Origin of the sequence: Providencia sp. (assembly GCF_052096715.1) — a bacterium.
Taxonomy (GTDB): Bacteria; Pseudomonadota; Gammaproteobacteria; order Enterobacterales; family Enterobacteriaceae; genus Providencia.
Genome location: NZ_JBQDNB010000006.1, coordinates 93,057 through 110,054 on the forward strand (window position 1 = coordinate 93,057; position 16,998 = coordinate 110,054).

Annotated in this window: 12 protein-coding genes and 1 pseudogene; 10 read left to right on the plus strand and 3 right to left on the minus strand. The window is 35.8% G+C overall.

Annotation, left to right across the window (positions count from 1 at the left end):
- Positions 1-56: 56 nt before the first annotated feature.
- Positions 57-602, minus strand: a complete 546-nt coding sequence (seqA, locus tag ACTH6U_RS07115) for a replication initiation negative regulator SeqA (RefSeq protein ID WP_294100211.1) — start codon at positions 600-602, stop codon at positions 57-59.
- Between the two features lie 314 nt (positions 603-916).
- On the opposite strand from seqA, the gene ybfF reads away from it, so the two are divergent.
- The 8 genes and pseudogenes from ybfF to ACTH6U_RS07155 all read left to right on the plus strand — a co-directional run bounded on the left by ybfF (position 917) and on the right by ACTH6U_RS07155 (position 10,600).
- A complete protein-coding gene (gene ybfF / locus ACTH6U_RS07120) occupies positions 917-1,693 on the plus strand; it encodes an esterase (protein ID WP_441831904.1) in 777 nt (258 codons plus the stop codon).
- A 304-nt stretch (positions 1,694-1,997) separates the two neighbouring features.
- Positions 1,998-4,087, plus strand: a pseudogene (locus ACTH6U_RS07125) (peptidase domain-containing ABC transporter).
- Between the two features lie 14 nt (positions 4,088-4,101).
- Positions 4,102-5,430 carry an HlyD family type I secretion periplasmic adaptor subunit gene (locus ACTH6U_RS07130; RefSeq protein ID WP_294100216.1) on the plus strand — a complete coding sequence of 443 codons (1,329 nt, stop codon included), beginning with the start codon at positions 4,102-4,104 and terminating at the stop codon, positions 5,428-5,430.
- 3 nt (positions 5,431-5,433) lie between these two features.
- On the plus strand, positions 5,434-7,533 hold the full coding sequence (locus ACTH6U_RS07135; protein ID WP_294100217.1) for a type I secretion system permease/ATPase: 2,100 nt from the start codon (positions 5,434-5,436) through the stop codon (positions 7,531-7,533).
- A 171-nt stretch (positions 7,534-7,704) separates the two neighbouring features.
- Entirely contained in the window at positions 7,705-7,998 is a 294-nt protein-coding gene (gene ybfE, locus ACTH6U_RS07140; RefSeq protein ID WP_294101318.1) for a LexA regulated protein, read from the plus strand.
- Between the two features lie 150 nt (positions 7,999-8,148).
- Positions 8,149-8,676 (plus strand): flavodoxin FldA, encoded by a 528-nt coding sequence (fldA, locus tag ACTH6U_RS07145; RefSeq protein WP_294101320.1) that lies wholly within the window; start codon positions 8,149-8,151, stop codon positions 8,674-8,676.
- A 182-nt stretch (positions 8,677-8,858) separates the two neighbouring features.
- Complete coding sequence (gene fur / locus ACTH6U_RS07150) at positions 8,859-9,311, plus strand: ferric iron uptake transcriptional regulator (protein ID WP_294100219.1); 453 nt, start codon at positions 8,859-8,861, stop codon at positions 9,309-9,311.
- A 773-nt stretch (positions 9,312-10,084) separates the two neighbouring features.
- Positions 10,085-10,600, plus strand: a complete 516-nt coding sequence (locus ACTH6U_RS07155) for a bactofilin family protein (protein WP_294100220.1) — start codon at positions 10,085-10,087, stop codon at positions 10,598-10,600.
- A 263-nt stretch (positions 10,601-10,863) separates the two neighbouring features.
- On the opposite strand, the gene chiP is transcribed toward ACTH6U_RS07155, so the two are convergent.
- Positions 10,864-12,261 carry a chitoporin ChiP gene (gene chiP, locus ACTH6U_RS07160; RefSeq protein ID WP_434720045.1) on the minus strand — a complete coding sequence of 466 codons (1,398 nt, stop codon included), beginning with the start codon at positions 12,259-12,261 and terminating at the stop codon, positions 10,864-10,866.
- 550 nt (positions 12,262-12,811) lie between these two features.
- Positions 12,812-13,855, minus strand: a complete 1,044-nt coding sequence (gene ansB, locus ACTH6U_RS07165; protein WP_441831905.1) for an L-asparaginase 2 — start codon at positions 13,853-13,855, stop codon at positions 12,812-12,814.
- A 195-nt stretch (positions 13,856-14,050) separates the two neighbouring features.
- Here ansB and ycaO point away from each other — a divergent pair, with 195 nt between their 5' ends.
- Together ycaO and focA are read left to right on the plus strand one after the other, a co-directional pair.
- On the plus strand, positions 14,051-15,805 hold the full coding sequence (gene ycaO, locus ACTH6U_RS07170) for a 30S ribosomal protein S12 methylthiotransferase accessory factor YcaO (RefSeq protein ID WP_441831906.1): 1,755 nt from the start codon (positions 14,051-14,053) through the stop codon (positions 15,803-15,805).
- Between the two features lie 331 nt (positions 15,806-16,136).
- Positions 16,137-16,994, plus strand: coding sequence for a formate transporter FocA (focA, locus tag ACTH6U_RS07175; protein WP_294100226.1), 858 nt, complete (start codon positions 16,137-16,139; stop codon positions 16,992-16,994).
- Positions 16,995-16,998 lie beyond the last annotated feature (4 nt).

The window sequence follows — 16,998 nt, forward strand, 5'->3', positions numbered from 1 at the left end:
TTGTACTCTCCCAAAGCACTGATGCTTCGTTATCAACACCAGTGATATCTCAATTTTTAGATGGTATTACTGACCTTTTCAATCACATTTGCAGGGAATTGCATTTCCTGCATGATGGCATCAACCATACTCCGTTTGCGATTGGTATTTGTGTTAGTAATCACCCAGTAAGGCGTACCTGGAATATGACGAGGTTTCGATTGCTTACCTGCCGCGAGCAAAGTTTGCTCATCACCTGCAAAATAAATACGTGTACGGCCATGCATAGATTCTGTCGCACTTGCAAAACAGTTGTTATCTAAGCCATATAACGTGGACAAAATTAACATAAAGCGGTCGATTGCTTTGCTTTTTTCTGCATAAGCATCCGACAATAAAAGTTCTCGAATAACCCTAACAGGATTTTGTGCAACCACTGGCGTACTAATGACCTGAGCGGCTTGCTGTTCTAGCGGCTCATGGTTTAATTTTTTTGCTTGTACTGGCTGCCCGGGTTTGAAATTTAACATACGGCGCAAAATATCCGATGCACTTTCACCGATATGCTGTGTATGACTCGCAATATAGCGGTAAAGTTCTTCATCAACGTCTATTGTTTTCATTTTTTCCCAGTACTTTTTTAACTAAAATTTGCGTAACGATTATAAGACAGATTTAAAAAAAACAAAACAATTAAAATTTCAACAACTTAAAGCAAACATTGTTTCAATCTTCAATGATAATTCAGTAAGTTATCATATCCAAACTCAGTTTAGTTTACCTTTGTTTGCTTTTGCTCAAAACAATAAAATAGTAACATCCATTTTAGTCACCATAAAATTGACAAGGCAAGTAAACTAAATTTTGCAATTTGGTTTTGCTTTATTGATATGCCATGATAGCGCACCTGCACTACTAATAAGTTGATAATTCAAATATGACTGAGCAACTAAATTACACCATTCACCGACCTGAAAATCCTATTTCGAATACACCAGTCATACTCATTCATGGGTTATTCGGCGATCTTAATAATTTAGGTATTTTAGGTCGAGATTTACAACATTACGTTGATACTATTCAAATTGATGTTCGTAATCATGGTGATTCCTTCCGCGCACCACAAATGGAATACCAAGAGATGGCGCAAGACGTCATTACACTCATTAAATCATTAGGTTATCAATCAGCCATCCTAATTGGTCATTCTATGGGTGGTAAAATTGCCATGGCGGCTACTGAAATTGCGCCTGATTTTATTGAAAAAATTGTTGTTATCGATATTGCTCCAGTGGCTTACCAAGTTCGCCGTCATGATGAAATATTCGCTGCACTCGAAGCTGTCATCCAAGGAAAAGCGAAAACGCGCCAAGAAGCGACGGTCATCATGCGCCACGATATAAAAGAAGATGGTGTTATCCAATTTTTACTAAAATCATTTCGCCAAGGTGAGTGGAAATTTAATCTACCTTCGTTGAAGGATAATTATGAAAAAATTATTGGTTGGAAAACTGTTCCTGCGTGGGATAGACCAGTTTTACTAATCCCGGGTGGACGTTCACCTTATGTACAAGCTGAATATAAAGAACAAATTGTCGCACAATTTCCAAAAGCAAAAGCTTGGATTGTGGCTGATGCAGGACATTGGGTTCATGCAGAAAAACCAGAACATGTATTAAGAGCCATTCACCGATTCTTAAATTTATCCGAATAAATTTATCTAATTTCGTAATATTAGATATTGAAGAGCCTAGATGACTTCTTCAATATCTAAATAAGTATTGTCAATGTCATTAGTCCCTATCAAAAAGTAATATAATAAGACTAACTTCAATACACATCGAATTATTATTTCTGTATTATCTCATTTATAAAAAAACCAATTAAATATTATCATTTAATATAAATACTTCGATGCTATTCACTAGAATATTTTAATTAAAAATCATGTTTTACTTAATTTAATCACTGAGCGATATATTTTAAAATGAAATACAAAAGGATTATTAATACAAAAAATGAAAAGTGATCACTCACAATCAACATTACATTTCATTAGCATTATAATAAAATTATCAAGCGAAATTGATCCTGATAATTTTAAAGAAACAATAGCTGAATCTAAAAACCACCATGAGGCCATTAATTTAATTAGAAAAAAATATAATGTTATTTGTAAATACAAAAATCAAAAAAAGAAAGATATAAAAAAAATTGATACCCCATCAATTATTTATGACACGAATGGTAATGCTCTATTACTTGCCAACTACAATCAAGACAAAGTTCTTATCCAAAAATTTGGAAATAACCCTCCTGAGATATGGAGTCTTAATGAGTTTAATCAGCAATGGAGCGGACGCTGGTTACAAGTGAATGTGAAACAAAGTAAATTCGATATCGTTTGGTTTCAAACTGAATTTATGAAATACAAAAAAATCATTGCAGGCGTATTAGTCTTTTCTTTTATTTTACAAATACTCGCGCTAGTTTCGCCCATTGTAATGCAAGTTATTATGGATAAGGTTTTGATTCACAATAGCTTAACAACCCTTGATGTTTTAATTTTCGGATTGATTATAGCGGCTTGCATTGAAGTCATATTAAAAGGGCTAAGAGAATATATTTATCACCATACTGTTAATCGAATTGATATTACTTTAGGATTAAAACTAGTTAATCATTTACTACACTTACCTATTCCCTTTTTTAAAAACAGACAAATAGGCGCAATTGTTACTCGAGTAAAAGAATTAGAAACTATTCGAGAGTTTTTGACGAGTAGCTTTTTTACATTATGCGTTGATGTATTATTTTTATTTGTTTTCATTTACGTTATGAATTTACTGTCAACAACTCTTACGCTACTCTTTTTATGCTCAATTCCATGTTATCTATTAGTCGCTTGGTGGCTAACGCCTAAGATTGAAGCCGCAGCTCAACAACAATTTGCCAATATTGCAATTAACACCTCTTTTCTTACCGAAAGTATTAATGGTATCGAAACAGCAAAAAGTTTGTCTATTGAACCCAATTTTACTCGACGTTGGGATAACCAAACTTCTGATATGAGCCAAACTAACTTTGTTTCAGGTCAAATAAGCTCACGCTCTGAACATATTGTTATGGTAATAGAAAAAGTGACCAGCGCTATTATTCTATGGGTTGGTGCATCTGAAGTTCTCGCCTTACAAATGACGATAGGCCAATTTATTGCTTTTTATATGATGGTCAATCATGCAAATCAACCTTTAGTGAAATTAGTCAAGTTATGGGGAGATTATATTCGCACTAAAGTTGCAATAGAAAAACTTGCGCAAATTATTAATTTGCCTATAGAGCAAACAATTCAACCAATAAAGATATTCTAAACGGAAACATTTATCTTAAGAATATTTCATTCCGCTACCAACCAAATACACCTTATATACTGAAAAATTTTAATTTAGCAATAAAAGAAGGCGAAACGTTAGGTATTGTCGGGACGTCCGGTTCGGGTAAAAGTACATTGGCTCGATTAATGTTACGGCTCTATACCCCTGAGTCCGGCGGTATTTATATTGATGGCTCACCCTTATCATCAATTAATCTTAAATCATTGAGAAAACAAGTCGGCATTGTCCTGCAAGAAAACTTTTTATTTAACCAAACTGTGTTCAAAAATATTGCCCAAACATTACCAAATGCCTCAATGGATGAAGTTGTTAATTCAGCCAAAATGGCAGGTGCTCATGATTTTATTTTAAAATTACCCATGGGCTATGACACGATATTATCCGAAGGTGGTTCTTCTTTATCCGGTGGGCAACGCCAAAGAATAGCCATTGCACGAACCTTATTAGCTAACCCTAAAGTCATTATATTTGATGAGGCCACCAGTGCTCTAGATGATGAGTCCCAAGCTATTATTCAGGAAAATATGCAAGTTATTGCTAAAGGTCGAACCATCATCACTATTGCTCATCGTTTATCGACCATTCGTAACCATCAGCGCATTATTGTTATGCAAAATGGTGAGATTATTGAACAAGGTAATCATCAACAATTAATTGAAAAAAATATGTTTTATAAGCACTTATGGACGCTACAACAATCTCTTAAGTCATAACATGGATGTAATTTATGAAAGATAAATCAGTAGAAAATCGTTATAACAGTTTTTTGCCCTCCCATTTGGCAATATTAAAAACACCACCGTCCTATTTATCAACCAGTATTGCGATTACAATAAGTATTGGAATACTCATTGCCATTATTTGGTCTTTCATTGGCAAATTAGATATTCAGGCAACAACTCAAGGTAAATTAATTGTTTCTGGCCGCACTCAGTTAATTCAAGCCTTCGAATTAAGTCGATTACAAAATATTCACGTCTCAGATGGTCAATTAGTTAAACAAGGTGATGCACTACTAACAGTTAAAGTATTAGGTGTCGATCAAGATATTCTCAGTTTAAATTATCAACGAAATTTCCAGACTAGCGAAAAAATAATTCATCATGCATTGCTCAATGAACAATCGGTTGACGCATCCCCACTATTTTCTCAACTCTTACCTAGCGAACAAGATAGAGCCATACTCAGTTATCAAAGCCTGAAAAATGAATTCGACTCATTAATCAATGAAATAGATAATGAAATTAAATTAAATAGAGTTAATTATCGTACCAAGCAAGTTGAGTTAAAAGATATCGATGCGCTAATCACTAATATCAAAAAGAGACTCACTGCCCATCATGAATTGAATCAAAAACAAATTATTAGTCAGAAAGAGTTTCTAGAACAAGAGCGTGAACTTTTGATCACTAAAAAAGAAAAAACCACCAAAAAATCTGAGTTATCTATCTTGGATAGTCAGCACCATTCACTGAAAGATAAATTAGTTAGGATTAAAACGCAAAAATATCAAGAATGGGATGAAAAACACAAACAAGCTGAATTTAAGCATGTGTCTCTAGAGCAAGAACTATTCAAAAATCAAGAACGTAACCGACTTGAAATTATTCGAGCTCCTGTTGATGGTACTGTGCAGCAGCTTGCTACTCATACGCTTGGCGCCGTATTGCAACCTGCACAACAATTAATGGTCATCGTCCCGAATAATGATGTTCAATTGGCAGAAGTTAAAATTTTAAATAAAGATATTGGCTTTATCCAAGAAGGCCAAAAAGCCATGATCAAAGTTGATGCTTTCCCTTATACCCGCTATGGCACGATAGAGGGAGAAGTTTTATCTATTTCAAGGGATAGCACCCATGATGAAACTTTAGGTTTAGTTTTTTTAGGACAAATTGGTCTAAATAAAAAAGATTTACTCGTAGACGGAAATAACCTTGAACTAACGCCAGGTTTATCAATTGTCGCTGAAATTAAAACCGAAAAACGACGGATTATTGATTATTTGCTCAGCCCGATTAATGAATATACTTCAAACGCAATGAGAGAAAAGTAATCAATGGAACAAATTAATAATAATGGGCTGGAAGCCCTTGTTTGGATTGCTAATCACTTTCAAAAGAATGTCACGGTTGATCAGCTAACCCATGCTATTGGTATGCAATCTAATTCACCAACAGATTGGGAACTAAAGCAATGTGCCCATACTCTTGGTTATGAAACTCAATCCGTTTTATTAACACAGCACCAACTAGCAGATATCCCACTCCCCGCACTGATTTGTATTGATAGCACTTGGTTTATTTTAACGCACAATCAAGAACTGAATTTGGTTAATCCAAAAACCTTTGAAAGCGCACAATGGCAAAATACAGATATCACACCAGAAACTCAATTCAATGTTTTATTAATCAAAGAACAATTAGAAATTGAACAAAAAAGAGCATTTGGTTTTAGCTGGTTTATTCCTTCCATTTTTCGCCAACGTTTCAAATTAAAAAATGTTTTTATTCTTGCGGCTATCGTTCAACTGTTTGCTTTAATTAGTCCATTATTATTCCAAAATTTAATCGATAAAGTCCTTGTCGGACGTAGCCTAGCTAATTTACACATTTTAGCATTAGGCATCCTTGCTATTGCCATTGCGGAACCTGTTTATAGTTTTATTCGTAATAAAATATTTAGTCACTCAAGCACTCAAATTAGTGCTGAGCTCTCAGGTAAAATTTATCGGCATTTAATGGCATTACCACTGAATTATTTTAAATTAAGACCAACAGGAAAAATCATTGCCCGAATCAGAGAATTAGCACATATCCGTCAATTTTTGACGGGTTCAACATTGATGCTATTTGTTGATTTTATCTTTGTTATTTTATTTATTGCCGTTTTGTTCTCCTATAGTAGCGTCATGACATGGATGCTTGTCGGTTCAATGGGGATCTTTTTTGTCCTTTGGCTAATTCTTGGGCCTATTATTCGTCAACAAACCGAAAAAGCCTATCAGGCTGATGAAAACGGACTAACCTTTCTCACGGAGACAATTACTGGTATTGAAACCGTTAAAACAACAGCAACAGAAAAATATTTCTATCAGCGTTGGCAAAAACTGCTCAGTAAACAGTTGATGCAAAATTTTAAAGTTTCTATTCGTAGCGTTGTCGCGACGCAATTAATGACATTAGTGAGTAAAATAACCACTGCACTATTATTATGGGTTGGAGTAAAAGAAGTCTTAAACGGCGGAATAACGGCAGGAGAGCTAGTTGCTTTTAATATGTTAAGTGCACATGTCACTCAACCCGTACTAAGATTTGCTCAAATTTGGCAGGATTTTCAACATACAATTATTTCATTACGTCGTGTTGGCGATATTTTAGATAGCCCGATTGAAAATGAGCGCAAAGGAATTGCAAGCTCTGCAACTATTCAAGGCCAAATTGATTTTCAAAATATTCGCTTTCGTTATCAACCCGAAACGCCAGAGGTACTTAATAATCTATCTTTATCCATTAAAGCTGGAGAGTTTATTGGTATTACCGGCCCTTCTGGCTCAGGTAAAAGTACCTTAACCAAATTACTACAGAGACTTTATATTCCGCAACATGGGCAAGTAATTGTTGATGGTATGGATTTGGCTGTAGCCGATACAATTGCATTACGTAGACGAATGAGCGTGGTCTTACAAGAAAGTATGCTATTTGTAGGAACAATTGCAGAAAATATTCGATTAAGCCATCCGCAAGCAAATGACGAACAACTCATTCATGCCGCTAAATTAGCAGGGGCTTATGATTTTATTATGTCGTTGCCCGATAACTTTAATTATCACTTATCAGAACGAGGACTAAATTTGTCAGGTGGCCAGCGTCAACGTATCGCTCTGGCTAGAGCCTTATTAACAGAACCTGATATTTTAATTCTTGATGAGGCAACCTCTGCTCTGGATTATGAATCAGAAGCCGCTATTATGGCAAATATGCCTTCGATCGCTAAAGGTAGAACAGTAATTAGCATTGCACACCGGCTCAATACAATTATGCATGCAGATAAAATTTGTGTCATTCATGATGGTGAAATCACCGAAATGGATACGCATGATAATTTGCTTAAACAAAATGGGTTATATGCAAGTTTGTGGCAACAACAAACTCAATAACAGTACAAAAAAGCATCACTAATATAGCAAGTGATGCTTTTTTATTAAAAGTGCCTTTTTTTTAATCTATCAAGTCCTTTGAGCATGTATGCAACTATGGCACTACAGAATCAGCTAGGGTATCATTGCGCGCTGAATTACTGGCACACCCCTCCTTTAGCAATAATAGATATGGCAAAAGAACAAACTGATCGCACTACACTGGATTTGTTCGCCGAGGAACGTAGGCCTGGGCGACCTAAAACTAGCCCGCTATCGCGGGATGAACAATTAAGAATCAACAAACGTAATCAACTTAAACGCGATAAAGTCAATGGATTACGCAGAGTTGAACTAAAACTAAATGAAGAAGCTGTCGCGGTATTGAATCAGTTAGCTGAAGAAAAAAATATAAGCCGTAGTGAATTAATTGAAGAAATATTGATGTCTCAACTAGAGCAAACCTCTGAGGCAACAAACAAATAATTTCATCTTGATGAATCACACAAATTTGACAGACTTATCAACGTTTTTTCGCCAAAATAGGGCGTAAAATTATACTTACTTTCGTTCTAATTTAGTTCTAGCAGGCGATAAATGTTAAAGCTGCTAGAAAAACAAGAGGTTAATCACTTTATGGCAGTCATCGGCATTTTCTTCGGAAGTGATACAGGTAACACAGAAAATATTGCCAAAATGATCCAAGAAAGATTAGGCAAGGACGTTGCAGAAATCCACGATATTGCTAAATGTAGCAAAGAAGACATCGAGGCTTTTGATATCCTACTTCTTGGTATCCCGACTTGGTATTACGGTGAAGCTCAATGTGATTGGGATGATTTTTTCCCAACGCTCGAAGAAATTAATTTTGAAGGCAAACTTGTCGCACTATTTGGTTGTGGTGACCAAGAAGATTATGCGGAATACTTCTGCGATGCGATGGGAACTATCCGCGATATTATCGAGCCAAGAGGCGCTGTTATCGTAGGTCATTGGCCGACTCAAGGTTATAACTTTGAAGTATCTAAAGGTATGGCTGATGATAACCATTTTATCGGCCTAGCAATTGATGAAGATCGCCAGCCAGAGCTGACTGATGAACGTGTTGATGCATGGGTAAAACAGATCTCTGAAGAAATGTCTCTTGCTGAAATTATTGGCTAATGCTCAATTAAGAGCTTAATCAGTAAGCTCTTAGAATATAATTATAATAATGAGACAATACATGGTTTCTATTTTTGTTTTCCATGCCTATAATTGTAAATCAGTTTAGAAGACAACTGGATTTATGTTAAAAATGTCTCATTATTGTTAAATTCATGATTCAAGATACAGGACAAACCCGCATGACAGACAACAATAAAGCATTGAAAAATGCTGGACTCAAAGTCACTCTTCCTAGATTAAAAATTCTGGAAGTACTTCAGGAGCCTGAGTGCCATCACGTCAGTGCGGAAGATCTCTATAAAAAGCTAATTGATATTGGTGAAGAGATCGGGTTGGCTACGGTATACCGTGTATTAAACCAATTTGATGATGCAGGTATTGTCACCCGTCATAATTTCGAGGGTGGAAAATCTGTATTCGAATTAACTCAGCAGCATCACCATGACCACTTAATCTGTTTGGATTGTGGAAAAGTGATTGAGTTTACTGATGAATCAATTGAAACTCGTCAGAGAAATATCGCTGCACGCCACGGAATTAAGCTATCTAACCATAGCTTGTACCTCTATGGCCACTGCACCGATGGTAATGACTGCCGTAGTAATGCTGATGCACATGAAGCAAAAGAATAACTTAGTACACTTATCGTGATGTCGATGACGTTACAGTAATGTTACGATTAAATCTTAAAATACCTGATAGCCTAAAGTTATCAGGTATTTTTTTTATATAGCTCATCTAACTGCCATCATTATTTATCACAACAACGCTTAAATTCATTTATTTAGCGCCATAAAAAAACATCTAACGCACCTTTTAAGAATCTCATATATTTAATCTATCTCTAACAGTAAAAAGCACCAATAGTTGACTTAAGTACTTAATTTATAACTTTTATTATCTGCTTTAATGTTAAAAATAAAGCTAAGCTATAATGTGTTGCAATTCAGTTTAAATCCTTTATATTAATTGGCTAATTATCTTATCCTTACTAATACATAAGACACAGGATAATACGTTAAAGGCACTTTATTTTGTTTACTTCATATACACAAAATTAATACCAATAAAGTCTTACACACAATACGCTAAATTAGAGTTAAATTATCTTAGCGTTATGAAATCCTACACTCAAAAAATTAAAATAAATACGCGTTTTAATTGTAACAATAGAATTAAGTTAACTTTCTGTAACCTAATTACCTTATGTTTTATTCAGTCGTTATAATAATTTGTAAGAGATTAAGTAATGAGAAAATCATATCTTTTTATTAATACTAGTTTTTTCTTCTGGTTTCTTACTTTGATAGCATGGATTTTTAGTCGCTCTACCCTGAGCCTATTTTCATTTGTATTATCAATTCTGTTCTTGGTCTTATACTTTAATCAGAAAAAGGTAAGTAAAATGTTCACCAGAAAACAAAATAAATCAGCACCAGAAAATGCCATATCAACGACTCAACCAGAGATCATACCAATGAGAGAAGAACAAACTGGCGTGTCAACACCGACAGTAAGTGAAGAAAAAACCAATACTATAATTGCTAGAGACGTTGTATTTGAAGGTAATATTACGGCAAATGAACTCGTTCATATCTATGGTAAAGTGATTGGAAATATCACAGGAAAAGATAATACTGTTAAAGTAATGTTAAATGGTCAAGTCACCGGAAATATAACCAGCAAAGAACTCGTTGTTAATGGCAAAGTTGAAGGTGAATGCTTATCTGATTCAATTAGTATCGAGAACAATGGTGAGATTCACGGCGTTATCCAATATACCAGTTTGTCGATTAAAAAAGGTGGCATATTATCAGGGCAGGCAAAAGTAAAAAATGCAGCAATACAGGCAGAAAAAGTGACTGTACTAAAAGATAAAATTAAACAAGAAGTACCTGAAAAAAACATTGCATCATTATAACAAATGACTCCTTTATCTATATCCATAATGAGCGTTATAAACATAATATTATAAATAAAAAACAAGATGACAAACATTCATCTTGTTTTTTTATACTTAATTAACTATTAGTTAGTCCACAATTAATCGATATAAGTGCATTTTTTTATTATGCTCATTAAATTGATTATTAATATATATGCTAATCGTTTTTGTATCACTTATTTTGGTAAGTTACTGCCATAATTAATTTATGACAGTGACTCAAACCAAATAGGCTAATTTTAGAAAATAGTAAATGGCATCATAACCATAAACTTAATATCTTTTTCATCTTGGAAAATATTACCATATCCACCACCCCAGCTAGGAATATCGGTATGATTATCATACTTGGTAAAATGTAATTTAAATGAAGTGTCTTTTGCTCGTCCAGTTTGAACGGTATACAGTATATCAAAATTCCAAGCACTCTCTTTTAGGCGTACATCTTGTGCATACTGCGTGTTAGTACTAGGTTTCGCATCCCAGCCATAGATATATGAGGTTCCAACTTTCCAACCCGCTAAATCCCAATTTTTCAAATCATACATAACACCTGCATATAATGCCTTTTCATTATTCGCATTCCAATCTGAACGGCCATCCCACCAAATGTCCATGCGTCCGTTTGAAGTCGCCCAACCTGGGGTCATACGTTGTAAGAAATACCCTTGATTTCCTTCTGCTTTAACGTAAGTTCCTTCCACTTTAAAGTCGAATTGCTCATAGGTATAACCTAAGGTCATCGCTTGTAACCAAGCTAATCCATCATAAACATCATTCACACCACCATCAGTGACCTTATCTTCAGAACCGTAGAACTGATAAGACATACGTAAATCTCGGTCAGCAATTGGAACCGCATAAGATGCTTTAGCAAAATACTGATCCATATAACCCTTAGCTTGACCATAAGAACCCTCAAGCACTAATGAGTTTTTGAAATCATATTTAAAGCCAATTGCATGTAAATAACTGATCCCTGTTTGTCCATCCGCCTCTCTAAAATTATACATTTCAGTATACCAAGGCGCTTTATAGCGGTCAGTCCACATATAAGATGCGCTGAGCTCACCATTTTGCTCAAAATCAAAAACAGCACCAACTTCTAGCCCTCGATATGTTCCAGGCATGTAACTCCAGTGAGATGCTAATAACGTTTGTCCTGTCGGTTGAATATAACCCCCTCTCCCCCAGAAAGGACCATATTTCATTTTGGCAGCCGCTTTATAAATACTGACACCACTTCTATCACCAGTATATTTTTCATCCCAACGCGATCTTGCATCACTAAAACCGATTTCATTTGGTGCTGCCGGACCACTATTTGATAGTTCGATTGCTGTGAACGCAGCGAGATCCAACCCAATTACATCTTGAAAATAGCCAGACGAAAAATCAAGATTGGCATTAAATGTTGAGTGCTTAAGGTTATCTGCATATTTATTATATTTATCACTGCTTGGATTTAAATCTTTACGCGAACGATCTCGCTGCCAATAATACAATCCACCTGTTAGCTTTGAATCATCAAGAAATTGTTCTGCGTACATTATAGGTTGGTAACCAATAGGAAGCATTGCTATCGCTATTTTTAAGACGAGCAACTTCCTGCCAGGATTGACAAATTTATTAACCATTCTGTATTTCCTCTAATATTTTTTTAGAATTATTGTTCGGCCAAAATACGACTTAATTTTCAATTTGAATCTAATTACTCACAATAACTGATGTCATTTGTGATGCTATTAGCCTATTTTTCGCGACACGAATTATCAACATCGATATTAGTTTTATTGCCAAAACATGATCGATGACACATTAATATTATTTAGCAATACAAATTGCCAGTAACAAAATCATGCCAAAACAAGCCTTAATAAATTGAAATATAAGAATAATAAAGAGAAAACTAATAGAGAAAATACAGAATAAAACAATATTCAATCATCAGAAATAAAGCTTAAAAATTGCTATTTAGCCATCTTATTTGTTAAGTATTAGTATAATTGCTTAAATACTATCACCACATTGACCTAATTGAGTCAAAATCTATTAGTGCTACAAGTATATTTAGATATTTTTTTTGTTTTTTTTGATAACAAATAATAAGCAATAATAGATATTTGTTTAAAAAAAATCCGCAACAATATTGTTACGGATCTTCATATATAAAAAACCAGTTAAAAATTAGTACTTCTCAAATAAGGCTTGAATTTGTTTCGGATCTTTAGTTTGTGTTAGAGCTAATTGCAATAATACACGTGCTTTTTGTGGATTAAGTCTTTCTGATGCCACAAAACCATATAAATTATCATCCACTTCCGCATTACGCGTGGTATAACCTGTTGCTACACGGCTTGAGCGCACAACCACGACATCTTGTTTTGCCGCATTAGCTAAAGCTTCAAAAATAGTTTTATACATATTACCATTACCAACACCTGCACTCACAATACCTTCAACACCCTCTTCTCTCAGTGCTTTGATAGGCGCTGCGGATGCATTGGCATAATTATAAACAATACCAACCGCAGGGAGTTTTTCGAGTTTATTGACGTCAAATGCCGCTTTATCACTACGTGGTTGCGCTGCTTGATAAAAAGTCACTTTTCCATCATGAATAAAACCTTCTGCCCCTGCATTAACCGCATCAAATGCCTGCACTTGTGTTGTATTCATTTTAACCACATTTCGACCTTGAATGACTTTATCATTCATCACCATCAATACTCCACGATCTCCTGCGGACTTGTCAGATGCTAATACGACCGCATTGTAGAGATTTAAAGGCCCATCGGCACCCAACGCAGTAGAAGGACGCATTGCTCCAACCAGTACAATCGGCTTTTTACAATTTGTCGTTAGATCCAAAAAGAATGCCGTTTCTTCTAAGGTATCTGTACCATGTGTAACAACAAAACCATCCGTTTTATCACAATCTTGATTAATTTTTTTAGCAAGTGTCAGCCACACTTGGTCATTCATATCCTGAGAGCCAATATTCACTAATTGCTCACCACTGAGATTGGCGATTTTTTTTGTTTCTGGAACCGCATTAATTAAAGCATCAATACCAACTTTACCCGCTTGATAGCTTGATGAAGTGGCAGAATCTCCACCGCCTGCAATAGTACCGCCCGTTGCAAGCACCATAATATTTGGCTGTGCTAATGCTGAAGCGGCAAACAGTGAAATCAGCGTAGCAAGTAGTGTTTTATTTCTGTGTTTCATCCTATTTTCCTTTAATTAAATAACCTGCTGTTATTATGTGGTTTTAGCGTACTGTTGTTGTGAGCTATATAATTATTTTAGGAAAAATATTTAGCTTTCAGATGATTTTTAATGAAATGAATAAAAAGCGTGAGCGCAGCGGTAAAAATCCGTATCATAGGCCGCCTGAAACACTCTATTTACAAGTGACTGACAATGAGCCAAACATTTATACCCGGCAAAGATGCCGCTCTTGAAGATTCCATTGATGCATTTCAAACCAAATTAAAAAAATTGGGATTTGATATTGAAGAAGCGTCTTGGTTAAACCCTGTACCAAACGTTTGGTCAGTGCATATTCGCGATAAAGAGTGTCCTCTTTGTTTTACCAATGGCAAAGGGGCTAGCAAAAAAGCCGCATTAGCCTCTGCCCTTGGCGAATACTTTGAACGTTTATCAACAAACTACTTTTTTGCTGATTTTTATTTAGGTAAATCCATTGCAGAAGGTGACTTTGTTCATTATCCAAATGAAAAATGGTTCCCATTAACTGACGATGATAGCCTGCCAGAAGGTATCCTTGACCCACGTTTGCTTAAGTTTTATGACCCTGATAATGCCCTAGCTGCGAGTCAGCTCATTGACCTACAATCAGGTAATGATGAACGTGGTATTTGTGCACTGCCGTTTACGCGTCAATCTGATAACACCACGGTTTATATCCCAATGAATATTATTGGGAACCTGTATGTGTCTAATGGTATGTCAGCAGGAAATACCGCCAATGAAGCGCGCGTACAAGGACTATCTGAGGTCTTTGAGCGTTTCGTGAAAAACCGAATCATTGCAGAAAGTATTAGTTTGCCCACGATCCCAGCGGATGTGATGGCGCGTTATCCAGGTATCGTCGAATCAATTGAGACCCTTGAAAAAGAAGGTTTCCCTATCTTTTGTTATGACGCATCACTCGGCGGGCAATTCCCTGTTATTTGTGTCGTCTTATTTAATCCACAAAATGGCAGCTGTTTCGCTTCTTTCGGTGCACACCCTGACTTTGGTGTCGCCCTTGAGCGTACCGTTACTGAGCTATTACAAGGCCGCGGGCTAAAAGATCTTGATGTCTTTAATGCACCAACATTTGATGATGAAGAAGTTGCTGAACATACTAATTTAGAAACTCACTTTATTGATTCAAGCGGTCTAATTAGCTGGGATCTATTTAAAGAAGATGCAGATTATGAATTTGCTGACTGGAGCTTTAAAGGAACTACCCAAGAAGAATTTGCAACACTAATTAGTATTTTCAATACATTAGATGCTGAAGTTTACATCGCAGATTATAACCATTTAGGTGTATACGCCTGTCGTATACTTGTCCCTAGCATGTCAGATATTTATCCAGTTGAAGATCTTCATTTAGCCAATAATGCGATGGGAGCTTATTTACGCGATACCATTATGGCATTGCCTGAGAGCCAGTGGAAAAAAGAGGATTATCTCGCACTGATTGAGCAATTAGATGATGACGGCCTAGATGATTTCACTCGTGTACGTGAGCTACTGGGCTTAGCTGTCGGTAAAGATAATGGCTGGAGCAACCTACGCATTGGTGAATTAAAATCAATGCTAGCACTTGCTGGCGGAGATCTTGAACAAGCACTCGCATGGGTAGAATGGACCCAAGACTTCAATAGTTCAGTATTAACAACGCAACGTGCTAATTACTATCGTTGTTTACAGACGTTATTGCTGCTATCTCAAGAAGATGAGCGAAACCCTGCGCAATATTACCCTGCGTTCGTACGTATGTATGGTGAAGAAGCCGTCGACGCGGCATCTGCGGCAATTGCAGGTGAATCTTGCTTCTATGGGTTATGGGCTATTGATGATGAATTAAAAGCATTACCAGCACATCAAGCTCTACTTGCAGCCTATGAAAAACTGCAAAAAGCAAAACGCAACAATGCATGATATTCCAAATTAGATGAAGGCCTTAGGGCCTTTATCTTTCTATAAGTTAAATTAACGATCAAAGTCGCGACATTCACTGTAATTAATTAACATTTAAGTGCATATATTTACCTAGCTGAACTCTTTTTATCCAGTTTTTAAAAAATATTTATAAATTTTAAACTTTATTTTTATGTTAAATATCATTGAGTTAACATGGTTTTTAACATTTATATCACTATTTTGGACGTTTTCTTGATGAAGTTTATGATCCATATCAAATTTCTCACTTATCCCGTTTGTTACTATAATTGCGTGCTATAATTAATCAACTTTGTAAGAGAGTGTTGGTATGAAAGCTGACAATCCTTTTAATTTATTACCACCTGCTATAATGGCCCAGGTCGCAGATGATTCTGGTGTTTATAAAACAAATAAACATCCTGCAATTACCTACTTGTCAGCATTTACTGCCGGTATGTTTATCTCTATCGCTTTTGTATTCTATATCACTGCAACAACAGGTGCAGCTGAGGCTCCCTTCGGTTTTACCAAACTGATTGGTGGGATTTGCTTCTCCCTTGGGTTAATGTTAGTTGTTGTGTGTGGTGCCGATCTCTTCACTTCTACTGTACTTACTATTGTTTCTAAAGCATCAGGCAAGATCACTTGGGGGCAAATGCTGCTAAACTGGTTTAATGTCTATATCGGTAACTTAATTGGCGCATTATTTTTTGTGGCACTGATTTGGTTTGCGGGTCAATACACAGCGGCTAATGGTCAATGGGGATTGAATGTACTACAAACAACTAGTCATAAACTCCATCACACTTTTGTTGAAGCTGTTGCTTTAGGAATTTTAGCAAACTTAATGGTTTGTTTAGCAGTTTGGATGAGCTATGCAGGTCGTAGTTTGACAGATAAACTGTTAGTTTTAATTATGCCAATCGCAATGTTTGTTGCTAGTGGATTTGAACACAGTATCGCTAACATGTTTATGATACCGCTTGGTATCATGATTAAAGAATTTGCTCCTGCTGAGTATTGGACTCAGATCAATATGTCTCCTGATCAGTTTTCACATCTTACGGTAGGAAACTTTATTACAGAAAATCTCATTCCAGTAACTATCGGAAATATTATTGGCGGCGCTTTATTAGTCGGCCTAGTTTATTGGTTAATGCATTTACGTAGTAGCCAAAAACATTAATCGC